The following is a 19792-nucleotide window of genomic DNA, read 5'->3' as shown; positions in this document are numbered from 1 at the left end:
GAGGGCTACGCGCCGGTGGCCGCCGCCACCGCCAGCACGACGAACATCAGCACAAGCACGCCGGCCATGATCTGGTTTCTGGTCTTGGGATTCACCCTTCGAGACTAACCGTCCCCACCCAGTGCCCAGTGCCCGACCTCCTCGTACCGCGGCCGCTCTCCCCGTACTCCGCGGCGCGGCAGATGACTGCGTACGAGCGAGAGCCGCGCGACCGTCCACGAGGATCCCCGGAAGGGACCCAGCGCCTCGACGAAGGGCGCGAGACTCGTCCCGCGCCCGGCCGCCCGCGCCAGCGTCAGATGCGGCCGGAACCCGTACGGATCCTCCCGGTCGTCGACGCCGGCCTCCCGCGCCGCCACCTCCACCCGCTCGGCGAGCCGCCGCAGCGCCCCGTGGTCGCCGCCCGCACCGGCCCACAGCGCCCGGTCACCGAAACTCCCGCCACCGCGCAAGGCGAGCGGGAAGGGAGCGGTACGGCCCGCGGCCCGGGCGAGGCGGGAGTCGAGCCCCGGCAGAACGCCCTCGGGCACCTCACCGAGAAACGCGAGCGTGAAGTGCCACCCCGCCCACTCCGTCCACCGCAGCCCGTCCGCCCCCGGCAGCGCCCGCAGTCCGTCCATCTCCGCCGCCAGCTCGTCGGCGGCGGCTTCCGGCGGCAGCACAGCAACGAAAAGTCTCACCCGCAGAGTCTCTCCGCCCGCCGCCGCCCCGTCTCCCTCACCCCTCGCGGAACCCGCCACCGGGCCGGGCCGGATGCGTACCCGGCGTGTGTCCGAAGGCACGGCGGAAGACGTCGATGAACGCACTGGCCGACGACCAGCCGCACAGATGCGCCACCGCGGTCACCGGTACGTCCTCGGCCAGCAGCACCATCGCGTGGTGCAGGCGCAGTTGGGTGCGCCACTGCGGGAACGTCATCCCGAGCTCGGACTTGAAGAGCCGCGAGAGGGTGCGTTCGCTCGCACCGGTCCGTCGGCCCAGTACCGCCAGGGTCCGGTTGTCCGCCGGATCGGCGCGCAGCAGATCACACACGGCCGCGAGGCGCGAGGAGGCCGGACTCGGCAGGTGCAGCGGCTGCTGGGGCGAGGCGCGCAGCTGGTCGAGGAGTACGGCCCGCAGACGTCCTCGCTCCGGGCTGTCGTCGTGCGGGGTACGGGTGTAGGCGAGGATCAGTTCGCGCAGCAGGGGGCCGACCGTCAGCACGGCCGGTGCGTCGAGTCCCAGCGGGTTGTCTTGCGCGGGCAGACCGACCAGATGGAGTTCGAGGTCGCCGTGCGCCTGGTGGGCGTGCACGGTGCCGGCGGGCACCCAGATGGCGCGGGTGCCCGGCGCGACCCATGACCCGGTGCTCGTCGCCACCGTGAGGACGCCCCGGCCCGCGTAGACGATCTGGTGGTCGTCGTGCCGGTGGGCGTCGATCCCGGCTCCGGAGGCGAGCGACCGGGTACGGGTGGGAGCCACGGGCTGGTGGCGGATTTCCGTCATCGGTTGGCAGTTTATTGGAAGCACGCCATATGGCCGCCGGACGAGCATGGCGTTGTGCCAAGGAACCGATCGATCGTCCTCCTCGCGATCGGCCATGCCTGCGTGGACGTCTACCAGGGCGCGGTCGCCTCGCTGGTCCCGTTCTTCGTCGCCGAACGCGCCTACACCTACGCCGCCGCCTCCGGCATCGTGCTCGCCGCGTCCCTGCTGTCCTCGGTGGCCCAGCCGGTGTTCGGCATCCTCACGGACCGCCGGGCGATGCCCTGGCTCCTCCCGGTGAGCACCGTCCTCGGCGGTCTGGGGATCGCCCTCAGCGGACTGACCGGTTCCTACGCTCTGACCTTGGCGTTCGTCGCAGTGTCGGGTGTCGGGGTCGCCGCGTACCACCCCGAGTCCGCCCGGGTCGCGCGCCTCGCGAGCGGGGGCAGCCACAGTGCGATGGCCTGGTTCTCGCTCGGCGGCAATCTCGGCTTCGCCGCCGCTCCGCTCATGGTCACCGCGGTCGTCGCCACCGGCGGTCTGCGCCTGACCCCGCTGCTCGTCCTGCCGGCCCTGGCGGGAAGCGTGCTGTGCCTGCCGGTGCTGCGGGCGCTCGCGAAGGCGGGACACGGCGGTTCCGGCGGTGCGGTCGCGAGGGGTGCCGACGACCGGCGCTCGTTCGTGAAGCTGTCGCTCGCCGTGGTCTGCCGGTCGATCGTGTTCGTCGGCATGAGCACGTTCGTCGCGCTCCACGTCAAGGAACGCATGCACGGCAGTACGGCGGCGGGTACGGCGGCGCTCTTCGTGCTCTATCTCGGCGGCGCGGTGGGCTCACTGCTCGGCGGCAGTCTGGCCGGCCGCTGGGACCGCGTCACCGTGGCCGGCTGGTCGTATCTCGTCTCGGTCTTCGCGGTCGCGGGGGTCGTGTACGTGCCCGGCCCCGCGGTCTACGCCTGCGTCGCGCTGACCTCGATCGGTCTCTACATGCCGTTCTCGCTGCAGGTCACGCTCGGCCAGGACTATCTGCCCTCGCGCGTCGGCACCGCGAGCGGCATCACGCTCGGCCTGACCGTCAGCATCGGCGGTCTGGCCGGTCCGCTCGTCGGCCGTGTCGCGGACGCGACGACCCTGCGGACCGCCCTGACCCCGCTGATCCTGATGCCCGCGCTGAGCTGGCTGCTGTTCCGCTCCTTGCCGGAGCCCACCGCGCCGCAGTCGCTCACGGCGCGGCCGGCGGCGGACCACAGCGGCAAGGACGGCGGCGGACGCTGACCGCGCGAGACACCGATCGCCCCGCGCGGTCACCCACTGACCGCGGTCAGGCGGCGGTGGTGAGCCGTTCGCGCGGTACGAAATGCACCCGCGGGTGGCCGTGATTCCAGCCGAAGCTCATCCGCAGCTTGCCGACCCTGGCCAGGATCAGCCCGATGGTCGCGGCGGCCAGCAGCGAGACGATGCCGCCCGCGGCGAAGCCGGTCCGCGCACCGTAGGTGTCGGAGATCCAGCCGACCAGCGGCGCACCGACCGGCGTACCGCCGGTGAACACCATCATGAACAGCGCCATCACCCGGCCGCGCATGGCCGGATCGGTGGCCATCTGGACACTCGAGTTGGCGGTGACGTTGACCGTGAGTCCGAACATGCCGATCGGCACGAGCAGGGCGGCGAAGATCCACAGCGTGGGTGCCACGGACGCGACGATCTCGAGCGCGCCGAAGGCCATCGCGGCGACGACCAGCAGCCGCAGGCGCGAGGTCCCGCGCCGGGCCGCGAGCAGCGCACCCGCGAGCGAGCCGACCGCCATCAGCGTGTTCAGCAGTCCGTACGTGCCGGGCCCCGACGGGTAGACGTCGTGCACGAACGCGGAGAGCCAGATCGGGAAGTTGAATCCGAAGGTGCCGATGAACCCGACCAGGACGATCGGCCAGATCAGATCGGGCCGTCCGGCGACGTACTTGAGGCCCTCCTTGAGCTGGCCCTTGCCGCGCGGCGCCCGCTCCACCTTGTGCAGCTCGACCGTGCGCATCAAAAGGAGTCCGACGAGCGGAGCGAGGAAGGACAGGCCGTTCAGCAGGAACGCGAAGCCGGTGCCGACGGCGGTGATCAGGACACCCGCGACGGCGGGTCCGACCAGGCGCGCGGACTGGAAGTTCGCGGAGTTCAGGCTGACGGCGTTGGCGAGCTTGTCCGGGCCGACCATCTCGGAAACGAAGGCCTGCCGCGCCGGGTTGTCGACGACGGTGACCAGGCCGAGGACGAAGGCGGTCACGTAGACGTGCCAGACCTCGACGCTTCCGGTGAGGGTCAGTACGGCGAGCGCGAGGCCGGTCAGGCCCATCGCGCTCTGGGTGACGAAGAGGATGCCGCGCTTCGGCAGCCGGTCCGCGAGCACGCCGCCGTACAGGCCGAAGAGCATCATGGGCAGGAACTGCAGCGCGATGGTGATGCCGACCGCGGAGGCCGATCCGGTGAGGCTGAGCACCAGCCAGTCCTGGGCGGTGCGCTGCATCCAGGTACCGGTGTTGGAGACGACCTGTCCGGTGAAGAAGAGCCGGTAGTTACGGATCTTCAGCGAGCTGAACATGCTGGTCTTGGGGCGGGCGGCGGTGTCGTGGGCGGCTGGTGCGGGGGCGGAGTCTGCTCCGGGTCCCGAACTCAAAGGTCTTCCCCTCCTTGAGCATGGCGGATGTGGCGGGTGGTGCCGGTGGTTCCTGCAGGGGGTGCGGGTCCTGCAGGCGGTCGGGCGGGGGTCCGTCCGTACCGCGGTGGTGCTACTTCAGATGTGCGAGCTTCTCCAGGACGGGGGCCGCGGCCCGCAGCTTGGCCCATTCGTCCTCGTCGAGAGACTCTGCAAGGCCGGCCAGCCACGCGTTCCGCTTGCGGCGGCTCTCTTCGAGCATGGCCTCGGCGGTCTCGGTCTGGCTGACCACCTTCTGCCGGCGGTCCTCGGGATGCGGCTCGAGCCTGACCAGGCCCTTGGCCTCGAGCAGCGCCACAATCCGGGTCATCGACGGCGGCTGGACGTGCTCCATGCGCGCGAGCTCGCCGGGGGTGGCGGAGCCGCAGCGCGCGAGCGTGCCGAGCACCGACATCTCGGTGGGGCTGAGCGACTCGTCGACCCGCTGGTGCTTGAGCCGGCGGGCGATGCGCATCGTGGCCGAGCGCAGTGAGTTCACGGCGGCAACGTCGTCGCCATGGGTGAGGGCAGGCATGGTCGTTAGAGTAACTCATTACCCTGACTAAAGAACAGCCGGTAAACAGTGACTGCACACACACCCCACACACCCCCGGGTCCAACATCACCCGTATGAGTGAGGCGACTCCGGAAAGTGACGCGACGTCGCCCGGGCTGCGGCGACCCTGAAGCACATGGGGACCGATGTGCTCAGCCTGCGCATAGACGGGGAGCTGCTCGAGCGGCTCCGCCAGCATGCATCCAAAAGGGGAATGAGCGTCCAGGACTACGTGGTCCGGACGCTCATTCGCGACGACTTCGACGAACGCTTCAAGGCGGCCGTCGACGAGACGGAGAAGTTCTACGGCGGTACGGAGCGCTCGTTACCACCCGCCGCCGATCACGCCGGTCAGGTCAACCCGAGAGCCGGCATCAGATAGTAGAAGGCGAACACCGCCGAGACGGCGTACATCGCCACCGGGACCTCGCGCCCGCGGCCCACGGCCAGGCGCAGGACCACGAAGGAGATGAAGCCGATCCCGATGCCGTTCGTGATCGAGTACGTGAACGGCATCATCATCATCGTCAGGAACGCCGGGATCGCGATCGTGTGGTCCTTCCAGTCGATCGCACCGATCGAACCGGACAGGATCAGGAATCCCACCGCGAGCAGGGCCGGCGTCGCCGCCTGCGACGGCACCATGGTGGCCAGCGGCGTCAGGAACAGCGCGACGGTGAAGAGCCCGCCGGTGATGATGTTCGCGAAGCCGGTGCGCGCACCCTCGCCGACACCGGCCGTGGACTCCACGAAGCAGGTGGTGGCCGAGGCGGAGCTCGCGCCACCCGCGGCGACCGCGATGCCGTCGACGAACAGGACCTTGTTGATACCGGGCATCTGGCCCTTGTCGTCGGTCAGCTTCGCCTCGTCACTGACCCCCATGATCGTGCCCATCGCGTCGAAGAAGCTCGAGAGCAGCACGGTGAAGACGAACAGGCAGCCGGTCAGGATGCCGACCTTCTCGAAGCCTCCGAAGAGGCTCACCTCGCCGACCAGACCGAAGTCGGGGCTCGCCACCGGATTGCCCGGCCACTCGGGAGTGGTCAGGCCCCAGGAGTCGATGTCGGCGACGGCGTTGATGACCATCGCGACGAGCGTCATCACGACGATCGAGACGAGGATCGCGCCGGGCACCTTGCGGACGATCAGGGACAGCGTCAACAGCGCGCCGAGCACGAAGATCAGTACCGGCCAGCCGTTGAGGTGACCGTCGCCGCCCAGCTGCAGCGGGACCGTGGTCTGCGCGATGTCCGGGATCCGGGAGACGAAACCGGCGTCGACGAGGCCGATCAGCATGATGAACAGGCCGATACCGATCGAGATGCCCTTGCGCAGGCCGAGCGGCACCGCGTTCATCACGCGCTCCCGCAGCCCGGTGGCCACCAGGAGCATCACCACGAAACCGGCGAGCACCACCATGCCCATCGCGTCCGGCCAGCTCATCCGCGGGGCGAGCTGCAGGGCGACGACCGTGTTGATGCCGAGGCCCGCGGCGAGGGCGATCGGGACATTGCCGATGACGCCCATCAGGAGCGTGGTCAGGCCCGCGGTGAGGGCGGTGGCGGTGACCAGCTGGCCGTTGTCCAGCTGGTGGCCGTACATGTCCTTCGCGCCGCCGAGGATGATCGGATTCAGCACGATGATGTAGGCCATCGCGAAGAAGGTGGCGAACCCGCCACGCACCTCGCGCGCGAGCGTGGAGCCGCGCTGGGAGATCTTGAAGTAGCGGTCGAGCGCGTTGCTCGACGGCTCGGGCGCCTGCGGCTGCTCGGCGGTGGCCTTGTCGGTGGCCGACGGGGGCATGCGTGACCTCGGGGATTACGGTGCGTCCGGCGGCTCGGGTGCCTGCCGGACGGCGGGGTACAGGGGAGCGCTCGGCGGGACACTCCCCCTGTCGCACCGCGCCGCTGTCGCGTCACTCATGCGGCTCTTTCGTGTCTTGCTACGAAAGAAAGTGGCCAGCCCAAGACCGTTTCAGTATGAATACATGAAGTCGAAATTGCTATCTGCGCGCGTAGACCCTTGGCGCGCACGGGTCGTACGGTCCCGTGCCGAGTCTCCGGGCGCCCCCTCGTAAGCTGGGCGCATGGCGAAGTGGACACCCAAGCACGAGGCACCCGAGCCCCTGGAGGGGCCCGTCGTCGCCACCGTCGTCGGCGGCACGATCCTCTGGTTCGTCCTCTTCCTCGTCCAACTGCCGTTCTACGGCTGGTTCGACGACCGAGACGCCACGTGGTGGATCTGGGCCTGCCTGGCCGGCGCGGGCCTCGGCCTGATCGGCATCTGGTACGTCCGCGGCCGGGACGCGGCACTGAAGCGGGCGGCGGCGGCAGAGGCGGAGCGCGCGCAAAGCGGCATCGGGGACCAGCCGCGGGACTGACCGGGTGGCACGACGTGGACCGGCCCCGAGTCTCGTAGTACGCAGCCTGGTTGCCCGTACTACCCAGGGTGGATCTTCGTCCGACCGTGGTCCTGTTTTGCGGGCCCTCAGCGGGTGCACGCCCGTCGCGCCCCGTACCGTCTAGGCATGACGCAGCGGGCAGGGATCGATACCGACGGGCCGGAGCCGGAACACGAGGGGCCGGTGATCGACGCCGGAGCCGAACTGGACCCGGTGCACCCGGTCACCCCTCCTGGAACGGCGGTCCGTGCGACCGGACTGACCTCGGCCGAGGTGGCCGAGCACGTCGCCCGCGGCGAGATCAACGACGTACCCGTCCGCAGCTCCCGCTCCACCGCCGACATCGTCCGCGGCAACGTCTTCACCCGATTCAACGCGATCATCGGCGTGCTCTGGGTGATCATGCTCTTCGTCGCGCCGATCCAGGACAGCCTCTTCGGCTTCGTGATCGTCGCCAACACGGGCATCGGCATCATCCAGGAACTCCGCGCCAAGAAGACCCTCGACAGCCTGGCCGTCATCGGCGAGGCCAAGCCGACGGTCCGCCGCGACGGCGTCGCAGCAGAGATCTCCACCTCCGAGATCGTGCTCGGCGACCTCATCGAGATCGGCCCCGGCGACAAGATCGTCGTGGACGGCGCCTGCGTCGAGGCGGAGAGCCTGGAGATCGACGAATCGCTGCTCACCGGCGAGGCCGACCCCGTCGTCAAGAAGCCGGGCGACGCGGTGATGTCCGGAAGCTTCGTCGTGGCCGGCGGCGGCGCCTTCTCGGCCACCAGGGTCGGTCGTGAGGCTTACGCGGCGCAGCTCGCCGAGGAGGCCAGCCGGTTCACGCTCGTCCACTCCGAGCTGCGCAGCGGCATCAGCACCATCCTCAAGTACGTGACCTGGCTGATGATCCCGACCTCGATCGGCCTGATCATCAGCCAGCTGCTCGCCGAGGACGAGGACTTCAAGCAGTCCATCGCGTACACCGTCGGCGGCATCGTCCCGATGATCCCCGAGGGGCTCGTCCTGCTCACCTCGGTGGCGTTCGCGATCGGGGTCATCCGGCTCGGGCGCAAGCAGTGCCTGGTGCAGGAGCTGCCCGCCATCGAGGGCCTCGCGCGCGTGGACACCGTCTGCCTCGACAAGACCGGCACCCTCACCGAGGGCGGCATGGACGTCACCGAGCTGCGGCCCCTGAACGGCACCGACGAGGCCTACGTACGCAAGGTGCTCGGCGCACTCGGCGAGTCCGACCCGCGGCCGAACGCGAGCCTGCAGGCGATCATCGACTCCTACCCGGACAGCGAGGAGTGGCGCTGCACCGAGTCGCTGCCGTTCTCCTCGGCCCGCAAGTACTCCGGCGCCACGTTCAGCGAGGGCGACGGCGAGTCCTCCACCTGGCTGCTCGGCGCACCCGACGTGCTGCTGCCCGCCGGCGACCCCGAACTCGCCGAGATCGACCAGCTCAACTCCCAGGGCCTGCGTGTCCTGCTGCTCGCCCGCGCCGCCGGTGAACTGGACGACGAGCAGGTCGCCGAGGGCGCCCGCGCCACCGCGCTCGTCGTCCTGGAGCAGCGGCTGCGGCCCGACGCCGCGGACACCCTGCACTACTTCGAGGAACAGGACGTCGCCGCGAAGGTGATCTCCGGCGACAACGCGGTCTCGGTCAGCGCGGTGGCCGGCAAGCTCGACCTGCCCGGCGCCGAGAACACGGTGGACGCGCGCACCCTGCCCACCGACCCCGAGCAGATGGCGCAGGCCCTCGAGGACAACTCGGTCTTCGGGCGGGTCACCCCGCAGCAGAAGCGCGACATGGTCGGTGCCCTGCAGTCCCGCGGCCACACCGTCGCGATGACCGGCGACGGCGTCAACGACGTGCTCGCCCTCAAGGACGCCGACATCGGCGTCTCGATGGGCTCCGGATCGGAGGCCACGCGTGCCGTGGCCCAGATCGTGCTGCTCAACAACAGCTTCGCGACGCTGCCGTCGGTGGTGGCCGAGGGCCGCCGGGTGATCGGCAACATCACACGGGTCGCGACCCTGTTCCTGGTCAAGACCGTCTACTCGGTGCTGATCGCCGCCCTGGTGGTGTGCACCCAGGTCGACTACCTGTTCCTGCCGCGTCACCTCACCCTGCTGTCCACGCTGACCATCGGCGTGCCCGCGTTCTTCCTCGCCCTCGCGCCCAACAAGGAGCGCGCGAAGCCGCACTTCGTACGGCGCGTGATGCGGTACGCGATCCCGGGCGGCGCGATCGCCGCGTTCGCCACCTTCGGTACGTATCTGCTGGCCCGGCACCACTACGAGGGGCCGGGGGCGCGCGAGGCGGAGACCAGTGCGGCGACGCTGTGCCTGTTCCTGGTGGCGATCTGGGTACTGGCGATCATCGCGCGGCCGTACACGTGGTGGCGGATCGGCCTGGTGGCCACGATGGGACTCGGGTTCATGCTGGTGCTCGTGGTGCCGTGGCTGCAGGACTTCTTCGCGCTGCAGCTGGTCGGGACGACGTTGCCGTGGGCTGCGGTGGGGATTGCGGCGGTCGCGGCGGCGGCCATCGAGTTCGCGTTTCGGTGGGTGGATCGCAAGTTCCCGGCGTGACCCTCGGGCCGGGGGGGTGGGGGTTTTCAGCCCCTCCGGTGCTGGGGGCCTTGTCCTCAAGCGCCGGACGGGCTCTGTTTTTTCCTCGAGCGCCGGACGGGCTTCCTGATGTCCTCAATCGCCGGACGGGCTTGAATTGATCGCCGGTCGGGCCGGAGTTCGGCCCGACCGGGATTGAGGACAAGGGGGCCGGGGGACGTGCGGGATCAGTCGAACCAGCGGGACCTGGAGAGTTCGGCGGTGCGGGTCGGGTCCTCGAGGAGGGCCGCTGTTTCGAAGCGGCGGGGCCACTGGCCCGCTGACCAGGCGAGGCCGGCGGCGACGCCCTCCAGGGTGGCCGCGTGGACGACTCCGTCGGCTCCGCGGCGCCAGTCCAGTTCGATCCCGTCGACCTCCAGGTCCTCGTGCTCGACGTAGGAGTCCGGTGTGGAAGGGCCGAGGAGGAGACGTACGGATTCGGGCACCTCGCGGACCGTGCCCGCCGCACCGGCGACAGGGGAGTCGATCACTTCCGACAGGCGCCTGACCTGGAAGAGTTCCGCGAGGTCCGCCGCCCGGGCCGGAGAGACCGGAAGCAGCGGCCGCCTCCCGGCCAGCGGCAGCAGATCGGGCGCGTCGGCGATCACCGCGTCGGCCGCGTCCACCACGACGGCCGCACCGTCCACGACGGCGCGCAACTCCTCGGGCAGCGTGACCTGTTCCGGGTCGAGGTCGGCCAACCTGCCGTAGAGCGCATGCAGTTGATGGTCCGTGACCGGGAGGTCGGGATCGGCGAGCCGGTCGAGGAGTTCGGCCGCACCGCCGGGTTCGGCGAGCAGCGCCGCGGCCGAGGTGCGTACCCCGAGGGCGCGCAGCACCTGCTCGTCCTCGAAACCGCTCGCGTCCGCCTCCTCGTAGAGCCCGGCGAGCAGCGGGTCTCCCCCGGCGGCCCGCAGACCCGCCGGGCGCCGCCCGTCCAGTACGGGATGCCCGCGCAGCCACCAGGCCGTGTACGGGCGGACCGACTCGGTCGTGCCGTCCGGCAGCAGCACCCGCACGGGCTGGGTCAGCGCGTCCCGGAGCGGCGGGCGCGAGAGCAGCGCGAGCGCCTCCGGCCAGCGGTCGTCGTCGACCAGGTCGAGATCCCGTACGGCGACGAGTTCGGTGACGACCGGCGGCACCGGGGTCTCGGGGAGCCGGTCGAGCACGTCCTCGCACCAGACGTCGACGGCGTCGAGCAGTCCCGCGTCGTCCGGCTCGGCGAAGTCGCCCTCGCGGGGCTCGAGTTCGTCCGGGTCGAGGACGACGTCAGTGGCGCGGACCAGGGCGAAGTCGGCCAGTACGCCGCAGGCGGTGAGGGGCTGTTCGCCCCAGCGGGCGGCCAACTCCTGGTCGGCCTCCGCCAGTTCGCCGGACCGGATCACGCGGGCGAACGGGCTGTCCGGCAGCACCAGTTCACCGGCCGGCGCGAGTTCGCCCTCGTCGTCGGTGAGCGCGAGCGCGCCGAGCCACGGCTCGTCACCCGGCTCGAGACCCGCGTCCCGAACGAGCGCGAGGACCACCTCGGCCAACTCCTGCGGGCCGAGGCCGCCACCGGGCCCGTCGAGCCCGTCGTCGTAGAAGGAATCGTCGTCGAGCGAAGCGGCGACGGCGGTGCGTACCTGCGGGGTGGTGAGGACGGCGCGCGGCGTGGCAGGCAGCGCCCCCAGCTTCTCGAGGAGCGGATGGACCGCGTCCGGATGCGCGACCTTCAGACCGAGCCGGGCGAGCCCGGGCGGAGTGTCGGGACCGGGCAGCAGGATGTGCCGTGGGCCGACGGTGGTACGCGGTCGGGTGGACGGCGCGGGCGCGTACGGAGAGTCCAGGAGGGGGTCCGCGGCATCCTCGGCGTCCTGTCGGTCCGGCCCGGCCGCGAGCGGCACCGGGAGGCCCGTCAGACGGTCCGGGTCGACGCCGGCGAGTGAGTCGTACAGGCGCCACCACCAGGACGGTTCGCGCTCGAGGCCGGCCAGGCGGTCGATGGCCTCCTGGAGCGGCAGACGGGCGACACCGAGGGTCCGCAGCTCGATCCGGCGTTCCTGCCCGGCGGGCAGCAGGGTCGGCAGCACCTCGGCCAGCACCCGGACGGTCGCCTCGCCCGCACCCTCGACGACCTCGGCCTCGAACGGCCGCAGGGCGAGGGGCCGTTCACGCTCCTCGTCGTCGAGCCCCGGAGCGGCCGGGACATCCTCGGCGGTCGCGGCCGGCGCCAGGAACGGGGTGCGCGGCAGCAGGTCGAGGACCGCCGTGCGCAGCGCCCCGTCCAGCTCGGCGCGGGCCAGCGGTCCGGGGACCAGATCGAGCGTGCCGGTGCTCACCGGCCGCCAGGAGGCGAGGAGTTCGGCGTACGCCTCGGCCACCCGGCCGACCAGGAAGTCGGTCAGCGGCCCCGGCGCGACATGCCGGCGCGTGGTGTCCAGCGGGAACGACGCGATCAGCAGCGCCGGCACGCCGAGCGGCTCGTCGCTCGGGGTGGGCGCGTGCACCACGGAGGCGGTACGCAGCGGGGCCGGCGCGCCCTCGGCGTCCACGGGGACCGCCCAGGTCACGGACCACTGCGGACGCAGTCGCTCCTCCACCGGCCTCTCGCGCAGCAGTTCACGGTCGAGGCCGCCGTGCCGGGCGACGGTGCGCCACCGGCTGGTGCCGTGCCGGGTGTCGTCGATCCTGACGTACGGCTCCTCGGCGCGGCGGGTCAGCGTACGTGTGCCCTCCCGGGTCTCGACCACGATCTCGGTGAGGCCGGGCAGGGTGAGCAGCAGGGCGTCGTCGATGCCGTCGACGAGCCGCTCGGCGAGGTCCGCCGCCGCGGCGTCGCGCAGCGGGAGCACCACCACGGTGTCGTAGCCCTGCGGGGCGGTGCCCTCGGCGGGCAACGGCAGCCGGAGCAGCGGCACATGGCCGTCCCGGCGCCGGAGTTCGTCCGCGAGTCCGGCGTCCGCCGCGGTCCCAGCCGCGGCGTCGGCGAGTTCCGCGGCCTCGGCGAGCGACCAGCGGATGCCCGCGCCCCGGCCCAGTACGGCAGGTTCGTCGGTCACGGCGAGCACGGCGGCGAAGCCGACGCCGAAGCGGCCCACGGTGCCCGCGGAGTTCGGGTCGTCCCGCTTCGCGGAGGCGCGCAGGGTGCTCAGCGACTCGGCGCCTTCCGCGTCCAGCGGGGCGCCCGTGTTGGCCGCGGCGAGTACGCCCTCCTTGAGGGTGAGCCGGAGGCGGCCGGGGACTCCGCCGCGGGCCGCGGCGTCGGCCGCGTTCTGCGCCAACTCGACGACGAGACGGTCGCGGTAGCCGCCGAGTGCGAGGTCCTCCTCGGCGTTGGCGTCCTCACGGAATCTGGCGGGGGTCGCGGCCCATGCGTCGAGCACACCACGGCGCAGACGCGCGGTCCCCAGGGGATCCTCGCCCTGCGTGGTCCGTTGCACGGAAACGCTCACGGTCGCCAGCCTCTCTCAGAAATCAAGCCCGCCCCGGCGATCCCTTCGGACGGAGTCCGTCGGAGTTCGAGGGCAAGGCCCCTGCGCCGGGGCTGGAACAGAAGAACCCCAGGAGAGGCGAAGCGTCAACTATGCCCGAGGTCCGCGTCAGCGGACACCGCGTCCGTGGGGACGGATCCCGAGTCCGGCGCAGGCCGCAGCGGGAAGGGGTCCGCCCGCATCTCGTCGAGCACCGGCACCGCCGGCTTCGGCGGCTTCGGCATCACGGCCGCCTCGGAGTGCCCACCGCACCCGTACGCGAGGGACACCATCCGCCCGTCCGCAGGGCTGAACTCGTTCGCGCAGACCCCGAAGGCCTGCCGCAGCGAACCGGCGATCGGCATCAGGAACGCGCACGACACACAGGTCGCGGGCGCCGCCTGGGCCATCGCCGTCTTCGCACCGAAGTTCTCGTCCCAGCGGTCCGCGGCGATGTGCAGGCCGTAGCGGGACAGCACGCGGGCGCGGCGCATGCCCAGTTCCTCGGCGACCGCGGAGATGGAGCCACGGGCCGGGGCGAGCGGCAGATCCGCCGGCGGCACCGCGGTCACATCGATGTCGTCCGTGCTCTCGGCGTACTCGGCCTCGACGAGCTCGGCCATCTCCTCGGAGACCGGCGAGTTCGGCGGCGGCGCGTCCTCGCCGGTGAAACCCGGCTCGAGCCGCAGATCGTCCGACTCGGTCGGCAGCAGATCGCCGGGCCCCATGTCGCCCGGACGCAACCGCTCGCTCCACGGCACCCACTCCGGAGCGAGGAGCGCGTCGGGTCCGGGCAGCAGCACCGCTTCGTCCAGCGTGACGATCTTGGCGCGGGAGGCGCGGGCCACGGTCACGGCCCAACGCCAGCCCCGGTATCCGAACTCCTTGCACTCGAAGAAGTGCGTGACGACGCGGTCCCCTTCGGAAACGGCGCTCACATGCTCGCCGACCACACCGGGAGCGGCGGCCTCCTCGGCCGCGGTCCTGGCGAGGTCGACGGCCTCGGCGCACAGACGGTCAGGGGTCCGGCTTCGCGTTGTCGCTGCGCTCACAGGTATCGCTTCTCTCCTACGCCGTGTCACGGGTGCGCCGTCACCCGGCAGGGGACTCGAACGGAGCGGACCAGTGGGCCGCATCGACGTCCTCGTCCGGCTGTCCCCGGCACGCCACACGCCATCCATTCTGCGGGATCGCGAAGAGGCGCGCGGCCGGGAACAACCGCCGCTGGCGCGCTACGCACGCTACCCCTTCCAGGACCGGACGCCCACATCACGTCGGGTTCCGGGTCGCGCCCGTGCCGCTCGAGCACCCTCGTCCCGTCCCCGAAACCGGCCTCCGTCCGCCACCGGTCGTACGCGAGGCCCCATGCTCAGGCCGTGTTGGGGCACTATGACGACGTGGCTACCGTCAGGTCGTCCGAGCAGACCAGCCCGATCCGCAGAGCGGGCCGGGCGGTCGGCCGCGCCCTCGGACTGCCGTTCACCGGGACCGTCAAGGGCATCCGCAAGGCGACGAACGCCCACGGCGCGGGCGAATCGGGCCTCGGCAAACTGATCGAACTGCACGGCGTGAACGGCGCGGGCGACGTGATGGTCACCGTCGCCCTGGCCTCGACCGTCTTCTTCTCCGTACCGACGGACGAGGCACGCGGACGCGTGGCGCTCTACCTGGCCATCACCATGGCCCCCTTCACCCTCCTCGCCCCGGTGATCGGACCGCTCCTGGACCGCCTGCCGCACGGACGCCGCGCGGCGATGGCCGGCGCCATGCTGGCCCGCGCGCTGCTCGCCCTGGCCCTGTCGGGCGCGGTCGCCACGGGCAGCATCGAGCTGTATCCGGCGGCGCTCGGCGTCCTGGTGGCGTCGAAGGCGTACGGCGTGGTGCGCAGCGCCGTCGTCCCGCGACTGCTGCCCCCCGGGTTCTCCCTGGTCAAGGCCAACTCGCGGGTCACGCTCGGCGGGCTGCTCGCCACCGGCATCGCGGCACCGATCGGCGCGGGGCTGCACCAGATCGGGCCTCCGTGGCCGCTGTACGGGGCGTGCGTGCTGTTCCTGTCCGGCATGGTGCTGTCGTTCACGCTGCCGCACAAGGTCGACTCGGCGAAGGGCGAACGCAAGGCGCTGTTGGCCGCCGACGAGAGCCACCTGCACCTCCCGCACGGCAAGAAGCCCGGACTGCGCACGGTCGGCACGGCCGTCACGCACGGCCTCGCGGCGAACGCGGCGCTGCGCTGCCTGTCCGGCTTCCTGATTTTTTTCCTGGCGTTCCTGCTGCGCGAGGAGCCGCTCGGCGGCCAGAGCGCGGCGGTCTCGCTCGGCATCGTCGGCGTCGCGGCCGGCACCGGCAATGCGCTCGGCACCGCGGTCGGCGCGGCCCTGCGCGCCCGCGCCCCCGAGATCATCATCGTCACCGTGGTGGCCGTCGTCCTCACCGTGGCCGTCGCCGCCACCCTGCTCTACGGCCCGATCCTGATCGCCTGCCTGGGCGCTGTGGCGGGCTTCGGGCAGGCTCTCGCGAAGCTGTCCCTCGACGCGCTGCTCCAGCGCGACGTGCCGGAACTGGTGCGCACCTCGGCCTTCGCCCGCTCGGAGACGCTGCTGCAGATGTCCTGGGTGATCGGCGGCGGCATCGGCATCGCTCTGCCGCTGCACGGCGGGCTCGGCCTCGCCGTCGGCGCGGCCATCGTCGGCGTCGGTTGGCTCACGACCGTACGGGGGCTGCTGGCCACCGCCAGACGCGGTACGGCGCACCCGCGTGTGACCTGACCTGCGCCACCCGGTACGACCTGCCCCGACCCGCCGCAGCACCGGCCTCGGCGGGTCGGCACGGGCCGGGACCGGACGCGGCACGCCGCACCCCCGCGTGGCACGCCGGGTGGGCCGTCCCGATAACCTGCGCGCATGACCTCCCTGCGTATGACGGCCAAGGGCCGCCGCACCGCTGCCGCACTCGGCGCCGTGTCCGCCGGACTCCTCGTCCTCGCCGCCTGCGACAAGCCGACGCCGATCGCGACGGTCACGGTGGGCAGCGACTCCGTGAACACCGAGGCCGCCTGCTACAAGGGCGGTGACACGATCTCCGAGGCGGAGATCAAGAAGTGCCTGGCGAAGGACGCGGAGAAGTCCCTCACCGTCGGCATGGACGACAAGGTCCGCTTCGGCGTCGACCCCGAGATCGCGGACAACGGCTGGACGCTCTTCATCAACGGCCAGCAGGCCGAGCAGGAGCCGTACAAGAAGACCTACCGGACGATCCCGGGCAACGCGTTCTTCTCCGCCGGCCAGTCCGCCGACGGCAGCCAGGGCGCCCCGCTCAAGAACGCCCAGGTCTCCATCGTCGAGACCGACGGCAGCAAGCTGAAGGGCATCTGGCACTTCAAGCTGAAGAAGGGCGAGTAACACGTCCTCCCCACGCGACAGGTCCGCCGACGGCCCCGCTCCGTCCGGCGGCCGCCCGCCACGCGTTCTGCTGGTGACCGCGGTCGCGGCCGAGCGGGACGCGGTCGTCGCCGGACTCGGCGGGCCCCCGGCGCAGCACGAACTCCCGGCCGGAACGCTCGCCCGAGTGCCCGTCCCTCCGCACACCGCCCCTGACCCGCTCTCGTACGCCGATGTCCTCGTGGGCGGGGTCGGGCCCGCTGCGGTGGCGGCCGCCTCCGGCGCCGCACTGACCGCCGCCGCGCTCGAGGGGCGCCCCTACGGGCTTGTCGTCTCGGCGGGTATCGGCGGCGGGTTCGCGCCGGGCGCCCCGGTGGGCTCCGTGGTCGTCGCGGACGCGATCGTCGCCGCCGATCTGGGTGCGCAGACCCCCGACGGGTTCGTCCCGGTCACCGGCCTCGGCTTCGGCACCGTCGAGCACCGCCCGCCCGCCGGCCTCGTCCAGGACGTGGCCGCCGCTGCGGGAGCCGTCGTCGGCACCGTCCTCACCGTGTCCACCGTCACCGGCTCCGCCGCCCGCGCCGCCGAGCTGACGGACCACCACCCCCGCGCACTCGCCGAGGCCATGGAAGGCTTCGGAGTCGCCGAGGCCGCCGCCGCACACGGCTGCCCGGTCCTCGAGATACGCGCCGTGTCCAATGCCGTCGGGCCCCGCGACCGTGCGGCCTGGCGCATCCCCGAAGCGCTGGCCGCACTCACCGCGGCGGTGGCGGAACTCGGCGCCGCCCGGTGGCAGGGATCGCCACCCGCGCGGGCCATCGGAAGGAAGAATCCGTCGTGACCCTGCAGATCGCCTACTCGCCGTGCCCCAACGACACCTTCACGTTCCACGCCCTGGCGCACGGCCTGGTGCCGGACGCGCCCGCGCTCGACGTGACGTTCGCGGACATCGACATCACCAACGGCATGGCGGAACGCGGTGAGTTCGACGTCCTCAAGGTGTCGTACGCGGTGCTGCCGTGGGTGCTCGACGACTACACGCTGCTGCCCTGCGGCGGCGCGCTCGGCCGGGGCTGCGGGCCACTGGTCCTGACCCGGGAGCCGGGCGCGGACCTGGCGGGCAGAACGGTAGCGGTGCCGAGCGAGCGGTCGACGGCGTATCTGCTGTTCCGGCTCTGGGCCGCGGAGACCGTGCCCGGTGGGGTCGGGGAGATCGTGGTGATGCCGTTCCACGAGATCATGCCCGCGGTGCGGGACGGCCGGGTGGACGCGGGCCTGGTCATCCACGAGGCCCGCTTCACGTACCAGAACTTCGGCCTGCACTGCCTGGCCGACATGGGCGAGCACTGGGAGTCGACGACCGGGCTGCCCATCCCGCTCGGCGCGATCATCGCGAAGCGCTCGCTCGGCGAGACCGCGCTGCGCGACCTCGCCGCGTCCATCCGCACCTCGGTCCGCGCCGCCTGGGACGATCCGGTGGCGTCGCGGGCCTATGTCCTGGAGAACTCCCAGGAGATGGACCCGGGGGTCGCGGACCAGCACATCGGCCTGTACGTCAACGAGTTCACCGCCGACCTGGGCGAGGACGGCTACGCGGCGATCCGCGGGCTGCTCACCAGGGCCGCGGCGGAAGGGCTCGTCCCGGCGCTGAAGCCCGAGGCACTGCGGTTCGGTGCCTGAACCCTCCGGGTGTCCCGTACGGAGCCTGCCGTACGGGACCGTCCTGAGGGGGCGCGCGGGTCAGACGTCGAGTTGGTCGGCGACGGCGCGGAGGAGGCCCGCGACCTTGGCGCCGGAGGCCTTGTCCGGGTAGCGGCCACGCTCCAGCTGCCGGCCCACGCCCTCGAGGAGCGTGTTCAAGTCCTGGACGATCGAGGCGAGTTCGTCCGGCTTGCGGCGCTGGGCCGCGGCCACGGACGGCGCGGGATCGAGCAGTGTCACGGAAAGCGCCTGGTCACCGCGCTGGCCCGCGACCACACCGAACTCGACCCGCTGCCCGGGCTTGAGTACGTCGACCCCGTCGGGCAGCACCGACGAGTGCACGAAGACGTCACCGCCGTCATCGCGGGAGAGGAAGCCGAAGCCCTTCTCGCCGTTGAACCACTTGACCTTACCCGTAGGCACCGTCTGTCCTCGTCCTCGTACTCGTGGGTCGACGCCGGCTCCCGAGGGGGAGGAAACGGCTCTGGATAGCACTACAGCGGGTCGTCCGACCCGCCTGCCTCCCAGGCTAATGGTCCTAAGGCCGGTGACAAGACTGCTTTCTTCTCGGTCTCGGGCCACTTCACGTGCGGCTGACTGGTTCCGGTCGCAGGGAACTACCCTGGTCGCGTGAGCAACAACCCTTCAGGTCCCGGCGACCGCCTCGTCCAGGTCGGCGCGATCGTGTTCTTCGTCGGAGCGGTGGCCACTCTGGTCACCGTGGCGCCGCTGTTCCTCGGCACGGATCCGTTCCCGTCCATCGCCTACGCGGTGTGCATGCTGATGGGAGCCGGGTTCGTGATCGCCGGGGCCGGGGTGCTGCGATCCGCCACCGCTCAGCGGAAGTCCGCCGCGCAGACTCAGTCGCGGTAGTCCGCCAGCCAGGCCGGGAACTCGTTCAGGTCGGTCAGCACCACGTCGGCGCCTGCCGCGCGCAGTTCGGCGGCGTCGCACGGTCCGGTGGGTACGGCGACGGACAGGGCGTTCGCGGTACGGGCTCCGCGTACGTCCCCGACGTGGTCGCCGACGTAGACCGTGGCACCGTGCTCGCGCAGCGCCTCCGCCTTGGCCTCCGCCCACAGCCAGCCGATCACGGCGTCCGGCTCGATGCCCAGGTGCTCCAGGTGGAGCTTGGCGTTCGGCTCGTGCTTCGCGGTGACGACGATCGCCTTGCCGCCCGCCTCCTGCACGGCCCGTACGGCTGCACGGGCGCCGGGCATGGCGAGGGTCGGGGCGATGGCGTGCGCCGGGTAGATCTCGCGGTAGCGGTCGCCCGCCTCCCGGATGCGGTCGTCCGGGAACCAGTGGGCGAGTTCCTGCTCGAGGGGCGGGCCGAGGCGGGAGACGACGAGCTCGGCGTCGATGTGGACGCCGGTCTCGGCCGACAGGACCTCGTAGGTGGCCTTGATCCCGGGGCGGGAGTCGATGAGGGTCATGTCGAGGTCGAACCCGACGGTTCGCGCGGAGGGCGCTGTTCGGGGTGTGTTTTCGGGCATGCCCGTCATTGTGGCGGGGGGACGGGCGGGGTGGGCTCCGGGGGGCCGTTCGGGGGCGGGCCGGAGG

Annotated in this window: 18 protein-coding genes; 9 read left to right on the top strand and 9 right to left on the bottom strand. The window is 71.7% G+C overall.

Annotation, left to right across the window (positions count from 1 at the left end; all coding sequences use genetic code 11):
* Nucleotides 1-104 precede the first annotated feature (104 nt).
* Nucleotides 105-680 (bottom strand): RNA 2',3'-cyclic phosphodiesterase, encoded by a 576-nt coding sequence (thpR, locus tag DSC45_RS27950; RefSeq protein WP_119294750.1) that lies wholly within the window; start codon nt 678-680, stop codon nt 105-107.
* Nucleotides 681-717: 37 nt separating this feature from the next.
* Nucleotides 718-1485: a helix-turn-helix transcriptional regulator gene (locus tag DSC45_RS27945; protein WP_119294749.1), complete on the bottom strand. Its 768-nt coding sequence runs from the start codon at nt 1483-1485 to the stop codon at nt 718-720.
* Between the two features lie 54 nt (nt 1486-1539).
* On the opposite strand from DSC45_RS27945, the gene DSC45_RS27940 reads away from it, so the two are divergent.
* The gene (locus DSC45_RS27940; protein ID WP_119294748.1) at nt 1540-2736 is read left to right on the top strand and encodes an MFS transporter; all 1197 of its coding nucleotides are present in this window, start codon (nt 1540-1542) and stop codon (nt 2734-2736) included.
* A 46-nt stretch (nt 2737-2782) separates the two neighbouring features.
* Here the strand turns inward: DSC45_RS27940 and DSC45_RS27935 are convergent, their stop codons facing one another.
* Both DSC45_RS27935 and DSC45_RS27930 read right to left on the bottom strand, forming a co-directional pair.
* A complete protein-coding gene (locus DSC45_RS27935; RefSeq protein WP_119294747.1) occupies nt 2783-4123 on the bottom strand; it encodes an MFS transporter in 1341 nt (446 codons plus the stop codon).
* Between the two features lie 112 nt (nt 4124-4235).
* Nucleotides 4236-4676 (bottom strand): MarR family winged helix-turn-helix transcriptional regulator, encoded by a 441-nt coding sequence (locus tag DSC45_RS27930; protein WP_119294746.1) that lies wholly within the window; start codon nt 4674-4676, stop codon nt 4236-4238.
* A gap of 157 nt (nt 4677-4833) precedes the next feature.
* Between DSC45_RS27930 and DSC45_RS27925 the strand changes: the two genes are divergently transcribed.
* Nucleotides 4834-5079: a ribbon-helix-helix protein, CopG family gene (locus tag DSC45_RS27925; RefSeq protein ID WP_119294745.1), complete on the top strand. Its 246-nt coding sequence runs from the start codon at nt 4834-4836 to the stop codon at nt 5077-5079.
* Here the strand turns inward: DSC45_RS27925 and DSC45_RS27920 are convergent.
* The gene (locus DSC45_RS27920; RefSeq protein WP_119294744.1) at nt 5049-6500 is read right to left on the bottom strand and encodes an NCS2 family permease; all 1452 of its coding nucleotides are present in this window, start codon (nt 6498-6500) and stop codon (nt 5049-5051) included. The genes DSC45_RS27925 and DSC45_RS27920 overlap by 31 nt on opposite strands.
* A 283-nt stretch (nt 6501-6783) precedes the next feature.
* Here DSC45_RS27920 and DSC45_RS27915 point away from each other — a divergent pair, with 283 nt between their 5' ends.
* Entirely contained in the window at nt 6784-7077 is a 294-nt protein-coding gene (locus DSC45_RS27915) for a DUF2530 domain-containing protein (RefSeq protein ID WP_119294743.1), read from the top strand.
* Nucleotides 7078-7224: 147 nt separating this feature from the next.
* Nucleotides 7225-9684 carry a cation-translocating P-type ATPase gene (locus DSC45_RS27910; RefSeq protein ID WP_119294742.1) on the top strand — a complete coding sequence of 820 codons (2460 nt, stop codon included), beginning with the start codon at nt 7225-7227 and terminating at the stop codon, nt 9682-9684.
* A 206-nt stretch (nt 9685-9890) separates the two neighbouring features.
* On the opposite strand, the gene DSC45_RS27905 is transcribed toward DSC45_RS27910, so the two are convergent.
* Nucleotides 9891-13133: a sacsin N-terminal ATP-binding-like domain-containing protein gene (locus tag DSC45_RS27905; protein WP_119294741.1), complete on the bottom strand. Its 3243-nt coding sequence runs from the start codon at nt 13131-13133 to the stop codon at nt 9891-9893.
* 125 nt (nt 13134-13258) lie between these two features.
* Nucleotides 13259-14203, bottom strand: a complete 945-nt coding sequence (locus tag DSC45_RS27900; RefSeq protein WP_119294740.1) for a DUF3027 domain-containing protein — start codon at nt 14201-14203, stop codon at nt 13259-13261.
* A 381-nt stretch (nt 14204-14584) separates the two neighbouring features.
* On the opposite strand from DSC45_RS27900, the gene DSC45_RS27895 reads away from it, so the two are divergent.
* From DSC45_RS27895 to DSC45_RS27880, 4 genes are all read left to right on the top strand, one after another.
* Nucleotides 14585-15916 carry an MFS transporter gene (locus DSC45_RS27895; RefSeq protein WP_119294875.1) on the top strand — a complete coding sequence of 444 codons (1332 nt, stop codon included), beginning with the start codon at nt 14585-14587 and terminating at the stop codon, nt 15914-15916.
* Between the two features lie 135 nt (nt 15917-16051).
* Complete coding sequence (locus DSC45_RS27890; RefSeq protein WP_119294739.1) at nt 16052-16549, top strand: DUF2771 domain-containing protein; 498 nt, start codon at nt 16052-16054, stop codon at nt 16547-16549.
* Between the two features lie 73 nt (nt 16550-16622).
* Entirely contained in the window at nt 16623-17369 is a 747-nt protein-coding gene (locus DSC45_RS27885; protein ID WP_240434883.1) for a futalosine hydrolase, read from the top strand.
* On the top strand, nt 17366-18208 hold the full coding sequence (locus tag DSC45_RS27880; RefSeq protein WP_119294737.1) for a 1,4-dihydroxy-6-naphtoate synthase: 843 nt from the start codon (nt 17366-17368) through the stop codon (nt 18206-18208). Before DSC45_RS27885 ends, DSC45_RS27880 begins: the two co-directional genes overlap by 4 nt.
* A 60-nt stretch (nt 18209-18268) precedes the next feature.
* On the opposite strand, the gene DSC45_RS36855 is transcribed toward DSC45_RS27880, so the two are convergent.
* Entirely contained in the window at nt 18269-18652 is a 384-nt protein-coding gene (locus DSC45_RS36855) for a cold-shock protein (protein ID WP_119294736.1), read from the bottom strand.
* Nucleotides 18653-18859: 207 nt separating this feature from the next.
* On the opposite strand from DSC45_RS36855, the gene DSC45_RS27870 reads away from it, so the two are divergent.
* A complete protein-coding gene (locus DSC45_RS27870) occupies nt 18860-19102 on the top strand; it encodes a hypothetical protein (protein ID WP_119294735.1) in 243 nt (80 codons plus the stop codon).
* Here the strand turns inward: DSC45_RS27870 and DSC45_RS27865 are convergent.
* A complete protein-coding gene (locus DSC45_RS27865; RefSeq protein ID WP_119294874.1) occupies nt 19090-19725 on the bottom strand; it encodes an HAD family hydrolase in 636 nt (211 codons plus the stop codon). The genes DSC45_RS27870 and DSC45_RS27865 overlap by 13 nt on opposite strands.
* Nucleotides 19726-19792 lie beyond the last annotated feature (67 nt).

Origin of the sequence: Streptomyces sp. YIM 130001, assembly GCF_003574445.1 — a bacterium.
Classification (GTDB): domain Bacteria; phylum Actinomycetota; class Actinomycetes; order Streptomycetales; family Streptomycetaceae; genus Streptomyces.
This window is presented reverse-complemented; position numbering and strand designations above follow the sequence as displayed.